The organism is Prescottella defluvii (assembly GCF_000738775.1).
GTDB lineage: Bacteria > Actinomycetota > Actinomycetes > Mycobacteriales > Mycobacteriaceae > Prescottella > Prescottella defluvii.
Window position 1 is genome coordinate 19,994 of the sequence record NZ_JPOC01000014.1, and the last position, 18,386, is coordinate 38,379.

Annotated in this window: 2 protein-coding genes; one reads left to right on the forward strand and one right to left on the reverse strand. The window is 70.2% G+C overall.

Annotated elements, in window-relative coordinates; translation table 11 throughout:
- Positions 1–10: 10 nt before the first annotated feature.
- Entirely contained in the window at positions 11–16,396 is a 16,386-nt protein-coding gene (locus IJ15_RS0105195) for a non-ribosomal peptide synthetase (RefSeq protein ID WP_051918518.1), read from the reverse strand.
- 242 nt (positions 16,397–16,638) lie between these two features.
- Here IJ15_RS0105195 and IJ15_RS0105200 point away from each other — a divergent pair, with 242 nt between their 5' ends.
- The gene (locus tag IJ15_RS0105200; RefSeq protein WP_231569426.1) at positions 16,639–18,363 is read left to right on the forward strand and encodes a DUF4012 domain-containing protein; all 1,725 of its coding nucleotides are present in this window, start codon (positions 16,639–16,641) and stop codon (positions 18,361–18,363) included.
- Positions 18,364–18,386 lie beyond the last annotated feature (23 nt).

An 18,386-nucleotide genomic window follows, 5' to 3' on the forward strand; every position in this document is an offset into this window, starting at 1 on the left:
TCTCACGTCATCAGGAAACCTCCGGTCTGCAGTGGCCGCGAGGGTCCCGGGCTCGAAGTTCCGCCGCGAGTATCGGGCCGATCACCGCGAGCGCCGTCGGCGCCGTCATCTCTGCGTGAGTGCAGTCGACCGGCACCTCCCGTACCTTCCCCGTGACGTAGGCATCCCACTGACGCGGAGCGGCGATACCTTCACGACGATCTTTCGCTGCTGTGAAGAATACGAGATCCCCGGTGAATACGCTCGGCCGATGACGCCGCACCAACGTACCGGCGAGTAGCGAGTTCTCGTGCATGGCAGAGATACTGGCGGCGGTCAGGAACGAGAACGGGCTGTCGGCGCGGCGCAGAAGCTCGGTCGCGCGTTCGGGACCGAGGTCCTGCGGTTCCCCGGTGAGGTCCAACGACGGTTCGAGTTCGGCCAGCAGATCGATCACGTCGTGCCCGCCGGAATCGGTGTCCTCACCGGCCGTGTGCTCGTCGACCTCGAGCAGGCTGTCGAGGGCCACGAGGAGGGCCACCGGCTCGCCCTGGTCCTGGAGTTCGGTTGCGATTGCATGTGCGATCACACCGCCGAGCGACCAACCGGCAAGGTGGTAGGGGCCGTGCGGCTGGATCCGGCGGATCTCCCGGACATAGTCGGCCGCGAGATCCGCGATCTCTCCGGGGAATCGCAGGCCGTCCTCGAGTCCCGGCGCCTGGAGTCCGTACACCGACTGCTCCCCACCCAGGTACTGCACCAGTCCGGCGTAGCTCCAGGCGACTCCGGCCGCCGGGTGTACGCAGAACAGCGGGGCCCGTGTTCCGTTGGTCTGCAGGGGAAGAACCTTCCCCAACGCACCTGACGTCGGCAGTGACGAGTTCTCGATCGACTCGGCGAGGCGTGCCGGAGTCGCGTCAGGGAACATCAGCGACACCGGCACTCGGCGGTCGAGTTGCCTCGAGAGCAGGGTCACCACCTGCAGAGCACCCAGCGAGGTTCCCCCGGCGTCGAAGAATCCGGTGTCACGGCCGACGGGGCCGCCCCCGAGAACCTCCTCGAACACCGACGCCACCACCCGCTCGGTCGCGGTGCACGGAGGCGCTGCCGCCGCAGCCGTCGGGAGCGGCAGATCTGCGAGTGCCGCGCGGTCCACCTTGCCGTTGATCGAGAGCGGGATCTCGTCGACCGGCACGAAGACACCGGGAATCAGGTTGCGCGGTAGCCGAAGTGACAACTGCCGACGCAGGTCCCCGGCGACGTCACTCCCATCCGCGTCGTCGGTGAGCACCACGTACGCGACCAGACGCGCATCCCGCAGCAGTGTCACCGACGTCGCGACGAATCGGGACGCGCCGAGCGCCGCATCGATCTCCGGCAGCTCCACCCGTGCGCCGGCGACCTGCACCTGATCGTCCGAGCGGCCGACGAAGTGGAGTTCGCCGTTGTCCCCGACCCGAACCCGGTCGCCGGTGCGGTACAGACGCCCGCCGTCGATGCTCCGGGGGTCGGCGACGAACCGACTCGCGGTCAGCGGCGGCCTCCCCGGGTATCCCCGGGCGAGACCGGGCCCGGCCAGGTACAGATCGCCGACCGCCCCGGGTGGGGTCGGACGCAGTCGGTCGTCGAGCACGTCCGCGCGCACCCCGGCGATCGGTGCGCCGATCGGCACCGGGCTTCCGGGCTCCAGCTCCGCGAGCGGGCCGGTGCCCGTCGCCATGATCGTGACCTCGCTGGGCCCGTACGCGTTGAAGAAGCGTCGGCCCGGGGTCCACCGCCGCGCCTGCTCGGGTGGGCAGATGTCCCCTGCACTGATCAGGACCCCGAGCCTGTCCAGACCGTGGGGGTCGAGAGTCGCCAGGACCGCCGGCGTGACGACCGCGTGGGTCACCTTCTCCTCGACCAGCAACCGGTGCAGCCCGGCACCGCCGAACTCGTTCGGCCCCGCGATCACCGAGGTCGCCCCGTTGGCAGCGGCCATGATCAGCTCGAACACGGATGCGTCGAAGCTCGGCGACGCGACCTGCAGGACGCGGGAGGTCGGTGTGAGGCGGTACCGCTCACGCTGCTCCGCCACCAGGTTCAGCAGGCCCCGGTGCGTGACGGCGGTTCCCTTCGGGACTCCGCTGGTGCCGGAGGTGTAGATGACGTACGCCGTCTGGTCGAGGTGCGTTCGGGGTGCCCGGGTGAGCGAACGGACCGCCGGGGGCAGGTCCCGGTCGAGGAGGATCCAGCCCGGCTCGTGGGGTAGCCCGTCTGCGTGGAGGGAGGTCGTCAGCCCGGCGATCGCCCCGGAATCGGCGAGCATCAGGGCAATCCGCGCGGCCGGATGGCGCGGGTCGACGGACAGGAAGGCCGCCCCGGTCTTGGCCACCGCCCACATCGCGACCACGAACTCGACCGACCGGTCGAAGGCGAGCGCGACAACGGTCTCCGGGCCGGCACCCCGCGTGGAGAGGTGTCCCGCAACGCGGTCCGACCACTCGTCGAGATCGCCGTAGGACAGATCGACACCGTTGCAGCGCAACGCCACCCGATCGTGATGCACAGCGGCCGCAGCACGCAGTATCGCCGGGAGAGTTGCCTCGGCCGGGTCCGTCGCCCCCTGCGACGGGCCGCCGGTGATCGGCGTACCGCCCAGGTCGACGTCGCCGATCGCGACCGTCGGGTCCGCGAGGACGGCGTCGAGCATCCGCCCGAAGGCGTCGACGAGCCGATCGGCGGTACCCGCTGTGAACACGTCGGTCGCGTAGTCGAGCCGGACGTCGAGACCCGTCTCGCCCTGCGTGACGTCGAGTTCGAGGTCGAATCTGATGGCGTCGGAGGCGAGCTCCACAGGTTCGATCGCATTGTCCGACAGCACTCTCCGGTCCGCGGCGTTGCCCGCACCGAATGTCAGCATCACCTGCACGAGAGGATGGTGTGTGGTGACCCGCCGGGGACGGATGGTCTCGACCAGCCGGTCGAACGGCACGTCGCTGTGGGCGAAGGCGCCCAGATCCGTGTCGCGTACCGTCGCAAGGAGTTCCGCGAACGATGCACCGGTGTCGACGTCGGTGCGCAGTACCGTCGTGCCGACGAACATGCCCACCATGTCGTCGAGTTCACGCGGGCCACGGCCCGCGGTGGGCGTTGCGACCGCGATGTCACCGACGCCCGCGTACCGAGCGAGTACGGCAGCCCAGACCGCGTGCACGACCATGAACTGGCTGGCACCGTGCGCGCGCGCTGCGTCCATGAGTGACGCTGTACCGGTGTCGAACTCGCGTCGTACCGCCGCACCTCGATGCGACGGCGGTCCCGGCCGCTGTCGATCGAACGGCAGCGGCAGCCGATCGGGCAGGCGCTCGAGAGTGCGGATCCAGTAGTCGAGGCATCGCGCGACGACGGAATCCGGATCGTCCTCGGAGCCGAGCATGTCGGCACTCCACGCGCTGTAGTCGCGGTACCGCAGCGTCGGCGGGGTCCACGACGGCGCGTGCCCCGCCACTCGGGTCCGGTACGCGTCCACCAGATCTCGGCCGAACGGTCCCATCGACCACCCGTCGGCGGCGATGTGGTGCAGCTCCACGACCAGCAGGTCCACGCCGGCGCTCTCGGGGACCACGGCGATCCGCAGCGGCATCTCGGTGGTGAGGTCGAACGCTCGCGGATCCGGCACCGCGTCGTGATCGGTGATCGGCACCGAGAAGGGCGCGAGTACCACCTGGTGCGGTCCGTCGGCGGAGTCGGGGTGAATCGTCCGCAGAGTGTCGTGACGTTCCATCACGTCCGCAACGGCGAGGTCCAGGGCCGCGCGATCGAGCCCGCCGCGAACGCGCAGACCGAACCTGATGTTGTACTCCGTCGATTCGGAATCGAGGCGGTTGACCAGCCACAGCCGGCGCTGCTGGGGCGCCAGCGGGATTCGTTCACCTCGCCTCCCCGCACGAGGGAACGGACGCGGCGACGCGCCGCCTCTGTCCCGCAGGGCGGTGGCCAACCCCCGTGCGGTCGGGTTGTCGAACAGGTCCCGCACCGCGATACGGTGAGCGGACGCCGCCTCGATCCGGGCGACCGCGGACGTCGCCGACAGCGAGCTGCCGCCCAGGGCGAAGAAGTCGTCGTCGACACCCACCGCAGACAGCGCGAGCACGTCCGCGAATGCCTCGACGATCGTCTGTTGGAGGGAATCACCCGCTGCGGCCCAGCGTTCCGGGCCCTGTCGGGTACCCGGCAGCGCCGACACGTCGAGCTTGCCGTTGCCGGTCAGCGGGATCTCGTCGAGCACCTCCACCCGCGACGGCACCAGGTGTGCCGGCAGAGCCGCGGCGGCGAACTTCCTGATCTCGTCCGGGTCCGGGCTCTCGCCGGTCCGTGCCGCCACGTACGACACCAGCACGTCCCGTTCGAGTACGGTGCGCGCGAGCGCGATCCCGGAATGGCCGACGAGGATGCTGTCGATCTCGCCCGGCTCCACCCGATAACCCCGCACCTTGAGCTGACTGTCGGTGCGCCCGATGTACTCCAGACCGCCCCGGGCGTTCCAGCGCACGCGATCACCGGTCCGGTACATCCGCGTGCCGTATCCGCCGTACGGATCCGCGACGAACCGGGATGCGGTCGCGGCGAGATCACCGAGATAGCCACGGGCCAGTCCGGCACCCGCCAGGTACAGTTCGCCGACCACGCCCCGGGGGACGGGACGCAACCGTCCGTCGAGAATCATGACGCTGGTTCCCGGAACGGGTGCGCCGATGTCCACGGCCCGCCCGCGTCGCACCAGGGCGGCCGTCGCGACCACGGTGGCCTCGGTGGGCCCGTATGCGTTGACCATCGACCGGGTGTCCCCGGCAGCCCACTGCTGGACGAGTTCGGGTGGGCACAGCTCGCCCCCGACCGCGACCGTTTCGAGCCGCGGCAGCCCCGTGGGGTCGACGGTCGCGAGCGCAGACGGCGTGGACAGCAGGTGCGTGACCCGCTCCTCCCGCAGCAGTCGCGTCAGCGCGGTCCCACCGAATCGTCCCGGCGGCGCGAACACCAGTGTCGCCCCGGCACCGAGGGCCAGGATCACCTCCAGCAACGCGGCATCGAAGTTCGCCGAATAGTTCTGCAGAACAACCGACTCCGGCCCCACACCGTAGTGCGTCACCGCGAGCGCGGTCAGGGCGCTCAGGCCGACATGCGTCACCACGACGCCCTTGGGGCGTCCCGTGGAGCCGGACGTGTAGACGACGTAGGCCGGGTGCTCCGCTCGCAGCGGGCGGATCCGGTCGACATCGGTGACCGGCGCCGCGGACGTGGACGTGGACGTCTCCACGAGCGCGTCGAGCGTCACCCACGCCGCCGCGCCCAGCGGCTCGTCCGGCAGCACGTCCGCGACGACGACGGTGGCGGCGCTGTCCGCCAGCAGGTACGCGATCCTGGCGGGCGGGTATTCGGGGTCGATCGTGACGAACGCACCGCCGGCCTTGCTCACCGCCAGCATCGCGGTCACCCACTCCGGTGAACGCCCGAACGCGAGCGCCACCACGGTTTCCGGTCCCACCCCGAGACGGATCAGTTCGCGGGCGAGACGATTGGAGACGGAATCGAGCTGCCCGTAGCTCCTCTCCCACCCGTCCGCACGGAGCGCCGCCGCATGGCGTCCCACCGCGGCACCGGATGAGAACACTTCGGGCAGCAGCACCGTGTCGGGTGCACCTTCGCCCGACGTCCGGGCGATCTCCCCGGGCAGCGCGATGTCGCCGACGGCTCGGTGCGGATCCGACACGAACGCGCCCAGCACCCGGTCGAGGGTCTCCACGAGGCCGACCGCCGTCGACTCGTCGAAGAGATCCGTCGAATAGCCCAGGGCAACAGCCAGACCGGCCGGTCGCTCTCGATGATCCAAGTTCTCCGTAACCGAGAACTCCAGGTCGAAACGTGCAGCCTCGGGAGTCAGATCGACCACGTCCACGGCAACCTCGTCGAGTGCCGCCGTCGCCGACGGCAGGTTCCCGAAGGCGAGGAATACCTGGAACAGCGGGTGCGCGCCCTCCACCCGTGGCGGATCCGTCGACTCCACCACCTGCTCGAACGGCAGCATCGAATGCTCGAGCGCGGCGAGGTCGCACGCCCGAACCTCCGCGAGGAGTCGCGACAGCGACATCGCGGGATCGATCCGGGTGCGCAGGACCAGGGTGTTCACGAACATGCCTACGGCGGTGTCCAATTCGGGTTCGCCTCGACCCGAGACCGACGTTCCGATCGCGATGTCCCGGCTGCTGCCGAGCCGTGCGAGCACAACGGCCAGAGCGGCATGCACGACCATGAACAGGCTGACGCCGTGCTCGTGCGCCAGGTCCAGCAGCGCCCGGTGCCGGTCCGGGGTCAGGTGCGTTCGACGGAGCCCGCCCCGGAAGCTCGGGCGGTCCGGTCGCGGCCGGTCGGTCGGCACCGTGGAGAGGGCCGGCAGTCCCCGCAGAACCTCACGCCAGTGCTCCCGCTCGCGGGCGGCGGTCGAATCGGACTCCTCGATCGCACCGAGCAGCGTGATCCGCTGCAGGGTGTAGTCCGCGTACTGGGTGGGCGCGTCGTCCCACCGCGGCGCCTCGTCCACGAGACGGGCCGCGTACGCGCGGGCGACATCCCCGGCCAACGGTGCGAGCGACCATCCGTCGAAGGCGATGTGGTGGACCACGACCACCAGCAGATGATCCTCGTCGAGAGCGCTCAGCAGCACCGTGCGCACCGGTGGCGCCACCGCGAGGTCGAAGCCGTCCGCAGCCAGGACACCGGCCCGCGCCTCGAACTCGTCCGCGGGCACCGCGAGAACCCGGAGTTCGACCGGGCCCGGACGGTGCAGGTGCTGCCGGGGCCCGTGAGCGTCTCCGGGATAGGAGGTCCGGAGAATCTCGTGGCGGGTGTAGACGTCGCCGATCGCCCGCTCCAGGGCGTCGACGTCGAGGCGTCCGCGCATCCGCAGACCGAACGCGATGTTGTAGACGGCGGACCCGGGATCGAGTCGGTCGAGCAACCACAGTCGTTGCTGCGGCGGCGACAGCGGGACGACGTCCGGCCGTGTCCGGGCAGGCACAACGGAGTTCTCGCGCGGCGCCTCCGCCAACCGGACGGCGAGCGCCGCGACCGTCGGGTACTCGAAGACGTCCCGCACGGAGACGTGCACGTGCAACTCGTTCCGCAGCCGACCGACCAGTCGCGTGGCCCCGAGAGAGCTTCCTCCCGAACGGAAGAAGTCGGTGTCGACGCCCTCGATGCGCATCCCGAGCACCTCGGTGAATGCTCCGGCGACGGCGATCTCCCACTGTCCCGCCGGTTCCCGGCCCGCACCGCTGTCGAGCACCGGTGTCGGCAGCGCCGCGTAGTCGATCTTCCCGTTGACCGTCAACGGCAGTGAGTCCATCGGGGTCACCGTCGTCGGCACGATCGGCGCCGGGAGCGTCCGGCGCAGCATCGTGCGCACGTCGTCGATGTCGATGTCGGACGGTGTGGCGATGTACGAGACGAGAATCGCCTCGCCTCCCGGCCCCGGCCGTGCGACGGTCGCCGCCGACTCGATTCCCGCGTGGCCGGTCAGCACCGCGTCCACTTCGGCCGGGTCGATGCGGTGACCGCGGAGTTTGATCTGTCGGTCGCCCCGCCCGACGAAGACGATGCCGTCCGCGCTGCGGCGCACCAGATCTCCCGTCCGGTACATGCGCACACCGGCATCCCGGGGATGAGCGACGAAGCTGGCCGCGGTGGCCGCCGCCCGCCCGTGATAGCCCCGCGCCAGTGGGTTGCCGGCGAGGTACAGCTCGCCGATCGCGCCGACCGGGACCGGCCGCAATCGGGTGTCGAGGACGAGCGCCCCGACCCCTCGGATCGGGCCGCCGATGGTGATCGGACCGTCGGGCGTGAGCGGGTCACTGATCATCGACACGATGGTGGTTTCCGTCGGTCCGTAGGCATTGAACATCCGGCGGCCGGACGCCCAGTTCCGAACGACCCCCGCCGGCAGTGCTTCACCGCCGACGATCAGGGTGCGCAGATCCGGCAGTGTCCGAGGGTCGACGCCGATGGACGTCCACGCGGCCGTCGTGACGAAGGCGTGTGTCACGCCCTCACGACGCAGGAAAGCTGCCAGGTCGGGGCCACCGTAGAGCTCGGTCGGCGCGACGACGAGCGTCGCCCCGGCCGGCGCCGCGAGCAGGATCTCCAGGAGGGCACCGTCGAAGGTCGTCGGCGCGAAATGCAGTACCCGGCTGTCGGTGTCGACGGTGTAGCGCTCGCGCTGTTCCTCCGCGAAGGTGGCGAGCCCGCGATGGGTCACCAGGACTCCCTTGGGTGTGCCCGTCGACCCGGAGGTGAAGACCAGGTACGCCCCGCAGTCGAGTCCGTTCCGGGCGCCGGCGTCTCCGAGTGCTGCAGCGGGCAATTCGTCCAGGCGGATTCGCACGCCGGCGTCGTCCAGGCAGATCCACTCGTCGAGTTCCGGCAGCGCGTGGAGGTGGCGGCCGACGGTGATGCCACCGACCGCACCCGCGTCGGCGAGAAGTCGCGCGTTCCGTGCCGGTGGCGCCGCGGGATCGACGGGCGCGAACACGACGCCGGCCTTGGCGCACGCCCACACCGAGACCACGGACTCGAGCGAACGCGACAACGCCACCGCCACCACGTCCTCGGTCCCCCAACCTCTCTCACGAAGGAGCCGTGCCAGACGGTTCGCGAGCCGGTCGAGCTGCCGGTAGGTGAGGGCGTCGGCACCGTCGCACACCGCGACACCATCGGGGTTCGCCGACACCGCGGCCTCGAGGATCTCCCCCAGGCTCCGCCTCGGAACGGCGTGCCGCCCACGCAGCACGTCGGGTTCCGTCGGTCCGAGCAGATCGAGGCCACCGATCGGCGCGGCCGGGTCGGCCGTGACCGCCGTCAGGACGCGGACGAAGGCGTCGGCGAAACCTCGGACGCTCCTCTCGTCGTAGAGGTCGGTCGCGTAGTCCATCCGGCACTCGGCGCCGGACTCCGGGTCGGGCGTCACGGTCAACTGCAGGTCGAACTTGGCGAACGTCGGCAGGTCGAGCTCGTCGATCATGGCCAGTCCCGGGACGCCCGGGACGACCCGGTCCTCCATCGACAACGCCACCTGGAACAGCGGATGGCGGGCCAGCGAGCGGGGATACCCGACTTCCTCGACCAAGCGGTCGAAGGGAATGTCGCTGCGCGAGAACGCCTCGGCATCCGTCGAGCGGACGCCGTCGAGCAGTTGCGTGAAGCCACCGTCGGGGTCGAGGCGCACCCGCAGTACCAGCGTGCCCGCGAACATCCCCACCACGTCGTCGAGGTCGCCGTGGCCACGCCCGGCGACCGGGGTACCGATCGCAACGTCCGGCCCGGCACCGAATCGGCTCAGCAGTAGGGCGAGCGCCGCGTGCAGGACCATGAAGACCGTCGCGTCGTGGGCACGGGCCACCGCGGCGACCCTGGCGTACAGGTCGGCGTCGAGGCCGAATGCCACAGTGGCCCCCGCGCCGGATGCGGTGGCCGGACGCGCCCGGTCCGTCGGGAACGTGACCTCCTCGGGCAGACCGTCGAGAGTTCGCGTCCAGTACGCCAGCTGCTCTGCCGCGAGCGAGGTTCCGGTCCCGTCGCCTTCGAGGATCCGGTGCTGCCACAGGCTGAAGTCCGGATACTGCACCGCGGGAAGCGGCAGCGACGGTGCCCGTCCGGCGGCCCGCGCACCGTAGGCCGCGGCCAGGTCGTGTGCGAGCACCCGCAGGGACCACCCGTCCGCGGCAATGTGGTGCACGACCAGCGCCAGGACGTCGTCGCCGCGACGGAACCGGTTCTCGAACAGCACCGCCCGGAACGGGAGTTGCGTCGTGAGGTCGAAGCCGCCGCCTGCGACCACCGCGGCCGCGGCGACCGGATCGTCCGTCACATGGACGGCGAGCCCGACGCGGGCATCCTCGACCGGCACCACCGACTGGTACGGACCGGCGTCGTCGACGGGGTGGATCGTGCGCAGCGCCTCGTGCCGTGCGATGACGTCGGCGACGGCGAGCCGCAACGCCTCGACATCGGTGCCCGCGCCCAGACGGAGCGCGATCGGCAGGTTGTAGGCACCCGAGTCGGGGGACATCCGGTTGACCAGCCACAGCCGATGCTGCGCCGGGGACAGTGGGATCCGATCCGGCCGCGGACCGGATGACGGTGCCGGCCAAGCAATTCCGTCTCGGTCCAGAAGCCGGGTGAGACCGGCCACCGTCGGATGCTCGAACACGTCGCGGACCTCGACACGGCGGCCGGTGAGCGCACCGAGCCGGGCCGCGGCCCGCGCCGCGATCAGCGAGTTGCCGCCCACCTCGAACAGGCTCTCGTCCGGCCCCGGAGCGACGCCCCCCAGCAGGTCGGCGAACACTTCGGCAACCTGCTGCTCGACGGCGGACCGGGCCGTCTGCGCCGGATGCTGCCGCGCGACGGGAGCAGGCAGGGCCTTCCGGTCGAGCTTGCCGTTCACCGTCACGGGCATCCGATCCAGGACGACGAGTTCCGCCGGGACCAGATACGCGGGCACCTCGGTGCGCAGCTCGCGCAGGATCGATCCCGGATCGGCGCGGTGGTTCGCCGCCGCGCTGACGTACCCGACGATCTCGCCCCCCGAGTCGGTCCGACGCACGATCGCAGCCGCCTCACCGACCTCCGGACGCCGGCGCAGCACGCTCTCGACCTCGCCGAGCTCGATCCGCACACCCCTGATCTTCACCTGGTCGTCGATGCGGCCGACGAAGTCGACGGCTCCGTCCGACCGTCGGCGGGCCACATCGCCGGTCCGATACATGCGGTCCCCCGGCGAACCCCAGGGGTCCGCGACGAACCGCGACATGGTCGCGCCCGGGCGCCTCAGGTAGCCGCGAGCCAGTTGTGCGCCGCGCACATAGATTTCACCGGTCACGCCCGGCAGGACCGGGCGCAGACGCACGTCGAGGATCACCAGATCCAGCCCCGGGAGCGGACGGCCGATCGGACTGCCCACACCGGCCGGGGGCAACGCAATCTCGGCCATCTCGGCCACCTCGGCCATCTCGGCGTCGAGGTCGTGGAACGTCGCGTGCACCGTGGTCTCGGTGATGCCGTACATGTTGGCCAACCGCGGACGGGTGGGTCCGGCGGAGCGCCACCACGACCGCAGTCGCGGGATGTCCGACGCCTCGCCACCGAAGATCACCCACCGGACCGATGCCGGCAGCGTCGGCGTCGTCCGGATCAGTTCGTGGAACGCCGTCGGGGTCTGGTCGAGGATCGTGACCCGCTCACGTTCGAGGAGCGCACGGAAGTCCTCCGGGCTGCGCGCCACGAACGGATCGACCACCACGAGGGTGCCGCCGTGCGCGAGTGCGCCCCACATCTCCCAGACGGCGAAGTCGAAGGCGTACGAGTGGAACATGGTCCACACGTCGGTCGGACCGGCGCCGATCCGGCCGCCCGCGGCGTCCAGGAGGGCGGTGACGTTTCCGTGGCTGACGACGACCGCCTTGGGGTGGCCGGTGGTTCCCGACGTGTACAGCACGTAGGCCGCCTCGTCCGGGCGCGGGCGCCTCGACAGCGGACGGGTATCCCGGGCAGTGGCGTCGATCAGTACTTCGGGGACCGGACCGGCGGCCAGACGTCCGCTCAGATCGAGGGTCGTGACGACAGCGACCGGACGCGCGTCGTCCAGAACGAAGCGGAGCCGTTCCGCGGGGTGGTCGAGGTCCAGCGGGACATAGGCACTCCCGGTCTTCAGCACCGCGAGCAGCGTCACCACCATCTCGATGCCCCGCGGCATCGCGACGGCAACGAGCCGGTCCGGGCCGGCGCCCGCCGCGACGAGGCGGCGAGCCAGGGCGTTGGAGCACAGATCGAGATCGCGATAGGTGAGGCGGTCGTCGCCCGCGACGATCGCGGCCGAATCCGGCGCCTGCCGGACACGGTCGTCGAACAGTGCCGTCAGCGACTGCGCCTCGCGCATCGTCCGATCCGCGCAATCGGATACCGGGCCCGGTGTTTCGGCACCGAGATCGATATCCCGCACCCGCACAGTCGGATCGGCCGCGACGGTAGCGAGGATCCGGAGCATCGCGTCGGCCAGCGCACGCATCGTCCGCAGCTCGAACAACTCGGTGGCGTAGGTGAAGGTGAGGGCCATCTCGCCGGTTGCCACGGGGTCGACGGCAAGTTCGAGATCGAACCGTGTGGCAGTGGTGGGCACCTCGAGCACTTCCACGTCCAGACCCGGAACCGCGACGGACGGCCGGCTCTGGTTCTGGAATGCGAGAGCCACCTGGAACACCGGGTGCTCGCCCGGAACACGCTCCGGCGCAAGATCGTCGACCAGGTCCTCGAACGGCAGATCCGTGTGCGCGAAGGCATCCAGTCCCACGCGCCGCGCACGCATCACCACATCGACGAACGGCTCGTCGGGGTCGATTGTCGTGCGCAGCGGCACCGTCGCGACGAACATGCCGACGGCACGGTCCAACTCCGCCGCGCCCCGGCCCGCGACGGGCGCCCCCACGACGATGTCGTCCTCGTCGCTCACCCGGGACAGCAGGGCCGCGAAGGCGGCGTGCACGACCATGAACAGGCTCGAATCGTTCCCGGACGCCAACGCCTGGAGCTGCGACACGGTCTCGAATCCCACGGTCGCCCGCACGCTCGCGCCCGCCCCCGTCGGCTGGGTGGGGCGTGGCCGGTCGAACGGTAGACCCGGGCGGGCCGGGGCGCCCGACAACACTCCGCGCCAGTAGTCGAGTTGCCGTCCACGCACGCTCGCCGGGTCGTCGACGCGGCCCAGCATCGAGTGCTGCCACAGCGCGTAGTCCGCGTACTGGATCACCGGCGAATCCCACTGCGGCGCGGCACCGTCGACCCGCGCACGGTAGGCAACCAGCAGGTCGTCGGTCATCGGCGCCACCGACCACCCGTCGGCGGCGATGTGGTGGACACCGATCACCAGCACGTGCTCGTCGGGGGCCAGACGATAGAGCACCGTCCGAAGCGGCGGTTGAGTGCGCACATCGAGCGTGAATGCGGCGCGGTCGCGGAGCGCGGCGTCGAGTTCGTCGCCGGTGATGTCGACTGGACACAGGTCCGGAACGGCACGCTCGACCGCGACCAGCTCCTGGACCGGCCCCGTGACGGTTTCCGGGTAGACCGTTCGCAGCACTTCGTGACGCGTCGCCACATCCGCGAAGGCCGCACGCAACGCATCGAGGTCGACCCCGCCGCGGACTCGCAGTGCCATCGGCACGAGATACGCCGACGACTCCGGATCCAGCCTGGCCAGGAACCACATCCTCAGTTGTGCGGCCGACAGCGGCAGCACGTCGGGCCGCATGCCGACCTCGAGCGGCGGCCGGATCGCCCGCGGACCGTCGGCGGCGGCATCGATGTGGGCGGCCAGCGCACGCACCGTCGGATTGTCGAAGATGTCGCGGACGCCCAGCTCGATCCCCGACACGGCAGTCAGGCGGGACCCGACCCGTGTGGCAGCCAGCGAATGCCCGCCGGACGCGAAGAAGTCGTCGTCGCGGCCGACCGGCCCAACTCTGAGCACGTCCGCGAAGACCTCCGCGACCGCCTCCTCGGTGCGCGTCCGTGCGGGCTCCGAACCGGCCTCGGCGGAAGCCCCCGACGGGGACGGAAGTGCGCGCCGGTCCACCTTGCCGTTCACCGTCGCCGGAACGTCGGTGAGCACGTGGATCCTGTTGGGGACCATGTAGTACGGCAGCGCGGCGGCCGCGTGCCGGCGGACTGCGTCCACCTCGAACACGTCGGGGTTCGCGGGCAGGATATGCACCGCGATCACCGATTCGCCGTCCGGGCCCCGTCCCGCGACGGCCACCGCCAGCACGACCGCGGCGTGCCGCTCGAAGACCGCCTCGATCTCGCCGAGTTCGACCCGGAACCCCCGAATCTGTATCTGGGTGTCGGCCCGCCCGACGAATTCGAGTTCGCCGAGCTCGGTCCAGCGGACCAGGTCACCGGTGCGATACAACCGGGAGCCCGGCGCTCCGTGGGGATCCGCGACGAACCGCGCCGCCGTCGCACCGGGAAGCCCGTGATAGCCGCGGGCGAGACCGACACCTCCGATGTAGAGCTCACCGACCGCATCCACGGACACGGCGTGCAGCCGTCGGTCCAGGACCACGACCGCGGTCCCCCGCACCGGCGTGCCGATCGGCGCCGGAGATCCGGGACGCAGAGGCTGGGACAGTGTCGCCAGCACGGTGGTTTCCGTCGGCCCGTAGGCATTGAGCATCAATCGCCCGTCGGCCCACACGTCCGCCAGGCCGGCGGGAAGGCGGTCGCCACCGGCGTCAACCACCTCGAGCGCGTCGAGGCCCGAGGGGTCGGTGACGGACAGCACCGCGGGAGAGGAGATGAAGTGCGAAACCGTGTGCTCACGCAGGAAGTCCCCGAGTTCCGGGCCACCGATCACACCCGCCGGGAGAAGCACCAGCGTCGCGCCGCTGGTGAAGGCCAGCAGCCATTCCTGTACCGCCGCATCGAAACCCGGCGACGCGGAGTGCAGCACGCGGGCGCGCGCCGAACCGCGATACCGGCACCGCACTTCCGCGGCGAGGCTGGCCAGTCCCCGATGGGTGACCGTCACGCCCTTGGGCCGACCAGTCGTACCCGAGGTGTAGATCATGTACGCGGCATTGTCGACCCGCACCTCGGCGCCGCGGAGGTCGTCGGAGCCGGCGAGCGGTACCGGGACCGTGCCCGGTCGGTCGCCCACCGCATCGTCCAGCAGAATCCACTCCGGCCCCGCGGGCACCACCACCGACCGCACGGTGAGCCCGAGCACGGCGCCGCTGTCGACGACGATGCTGTGCAGGCGTTCGGCCGGCAGCTCCGGGTCCACCGGTACGAAGGCGGCCCCGCTCCTCGCCACCGCCCACATCGCGACGATCAGGTCGATCGATCTCGGCAGCGCGAGCACCACGGATGTTTCCGGCTCGGCGCCCCGGTCGGCGAGCACCCGCGCCAGTCTCGCCGACCGGGCGTCCAGCTCTCCGTACGTCAGCGTCACGGATCCGGATTCGACCGCCACCGCCCCCGGACGGAGCCGCGCACCGTCGAGCAGCAGCCGAGCCAGTGGACGCGGGGCCTCGGCGACGGATCCGTCCACGCGAACCGGATCGCCGGCCGCACCGACGAGCAGATCCTCGACGGCCGTCGCTCCCGGCACCGTCTCGAACAGCTCCAGGAGGGTCGCGAATCGCTCGTGATGCCGGACGAGTTCGCTTCTCGTGTACAACGCCGGGTTGGCCTCGAGATCGACCCGCACCGCGGCACCGGGAACTCCGTCGTACACGTTCAGCGACAGGTCTTCGACCGGGCCGGTCGACAGGACGTGGAACTCGCCCACCGCGTCGGCGAGTTCGATCTCCCGGCGGAACAGCATCAGATTGACGACGGGGCCGAAGGACCGCAGCATCGATCCCGCCGAGCCGTCGAAGCGGTACCGCTGGTGCCGCAGGGCCCCGGTCAGTTCGACCGACACCTGCGACACCACCTCGTCGACCGTTGCGCCGGGTTCGATCCGGACCCGGACGGGAACGATGTTCGCGATCATGGCGCCCGAGCGGCGCATCTTCGCCGTCGTCCGCGCGGAGACCGGGAGGCTCAGGACGATGTCGTCGCATCCGGTCATGCGGGCGAGGTAGCACGCCCACGCCGCGATCACGACCGGAGCAACGGATCCGTCACGGGGTTGCACCGCACGGACCCGCGAACTCGCAACGAGCGGTACCGCCGAGGGGCGCGGGCGAAACGATTTGGCCGACAGGCTGACCGGGTCGGGAAGCGACGCCAGCCGGAGTCCCCAATATTCCTCGTCGATCACGAACCGCCGCGATCGTGGATACTCCTGCTCCAGGTCGTGGATCACCTCGAGGCCGGAGGCGGTCGAAGCGGGGACAGTCTCACCTCTCGCCTCGAGCGTGTACAGCTGGGCGATCCGGTTCATCAAGGTGGTTGCGCCGAACCCGTCGAGTGCGACGTGGTGAACCTTGCCGTACCAGTAGAAGTGCTCGGGGCCCAATCGAATTGCGGTTGCGGCGATCACACGGTCGGTCACCATGTCGAGCGGCCGGGACCGATCGCGGTCCATCCACGTGTGGGCCGCCTGCACGGGGTCGGCCGCCGAGCTCAGGTCCACGACGGAGAGCCCGTCCTCCAGGTCGTGGTGGACGAACTGCCTCGGCTCACCGTCCACCTCGCACAGGCGCAGCACCGGTGACTGCAGTTCGCGGCTCGCGCGATCGGTTGCCCGCGCGAGCATCTCGACATCGAGGCTCCCCCGAACCTCCACGTAGTGTGCCATCACACAGGGGGTTTCGGGATCCAACTGCTGCGCGTACCACACGCCGAGCTGGGCTGCGGACAGCGGGAATCGCGCCGTCATCCCGTCGTAATCAGGTTGCCACTCAGGAAGATTCACCACGACCACTCCCCCCGCGCACGATCGCGCGACGCGCTCACGAGTTCCACTGAAGTTGTGGGCCATCGGTGGGTGTGGCTAGGTTGTTCCCCACACTCCGAAACAGTCTCACTCGAGAGAGACTTGCGATAAGCCCAGTCCTGCAACATGTTCGACAGGAGTTCAACACGGTGTCCGAACCTCGCCCCCTTTACCGCCGTCCGATCGTGATCACCACCGGTGTCGCCGCGGTCGCAGTCCTCGCCTGCGGCGGCTGGCTGGCCTATACGACCGTGCAGGTCCACTCCGATCTTCTCGCCGCGAGTGAGCAGGCGTCCGTCACGAAGGCCGCCCTGCTCGACGGCGACACGGCCACCGCGCAGGCCGCCCTCGGACGCGTGCAGGAACATGCGTCGACCGCCGCAGAGGCCACCCACTCGTTTCCGTGGACCGTCGCAGAGAACATCCCGTTCGTCGGCGGGACGTTCGACGCCGTACAGCAGATCGCCGACGTGGTCCGGGACCTCGGTCGCGACGTCCTGCCGAGTGCGCTCGAGGCGGGATCGGCACTCGAACCTCGCCTGCTCGTCGGCTCCGGCGGGCGTGTGAATCTCGATTCGCTCAGCTCCGCCCTGCCCGCCCTCGACGCTTCCTCCGCTGCGGCACAGGAGATCTCGGACAGAACTGCCGGAATCGAGGCATCGTCGCCGATCGGCGCGGTCGAGGACGCCGGCGCTCAACTGCAGGATCAGGTTCGGGAACTGAGCGGGATCCTGTCCAACACCCGGACCGCGGCCCAGCTCCTCCCGCAGATGCTCGGCGGCGACGGCGACCGAAGCTACTTCCTCGCCTTCCAGACCAACGCGGAAGCTCGTGGAACCGGCGGACTCATGGGGGGATTCGCCGTTCTGCGAGCTGAGGACGGCTCCGTGCGGGTCGACGAACTGGCCGCCAACAAGGAGATCTCGCTGAAGCAGCAGCCGATCGATCTCGGATCCGACTACTCCGACCTGTACGGACGGCACCGGCCCACGACCGACTGGCGCAATGCCAACCTCAGTCCGCACTTCCCCTACGCCGGCCGCATCTGGCAGTCGATCTGGGCGCAGGAGAGCGGGTCCGTCGTCGACGGTGTGCTCGCGACCGATCCTGTCGCCCTGAGCTACGTGCTCGGCGCCATCGGGCCGATCAAGATGGCGGACGGCGAGGTCGTCGATGCGGACAACGTCGTCGAACTCACCGAATCGACGGCCTACATCCGATTCGCGGACGACAACGCGGCCCGTAAGGCCTATCTGCAGGAACTCGCCGCGCGGGTGGTCGCGAAGATAACCGGTGACGTGAAGAAGCCGACCGCCCTGCTCGAGGCGCTGGGACGTGCGGTGTCCGAGCGCCGGATCGCGGTCTGGAGTACGCATCCGGAGGAGCAGGAGGTCATCGCGCAGACCCCGCTGGGACACACCGTCCCCGACGACCCGGCGCCGTACGCGAACGTGATCGTCAACAACGCCGCCGGGAACAAGCTCGACTACTACCTGACCCGCGACATCAGCTACACCGCGGAATCGTGCGACGCGGACACCCGCAAGTCGACCGTCACCGTCGCCCTCGGCAACGACACCCCCGATGCGGTGCTGCCGGACTACGTCGCCGGGATGGTCGACAACAACACCGGGGCCGAGGCCGGCACGGCACGGATGCTGGTGTCGCTGTACGGCACCCAGGGCGCCACGCTGAAGCGGGCGTCCGGCGACAACGGGTCGCTGTTCGCTCTCGCCGGGCGCGAGCAGGGCCGTCCCGTCTACACGGTCGACATCCAGATCCCGCGCGGACAGACACGCACCGTGACCTTCGAGCTGACCGAACCCACCGCCGCGGGCCCCGCGACCGTACCGGTGCAGCCGCTCGTCGCCCCGGTCACCGTCACCACCGACGTCCCGGTCTGCGACTAGCCCACCGAGCACGACGGCGATAC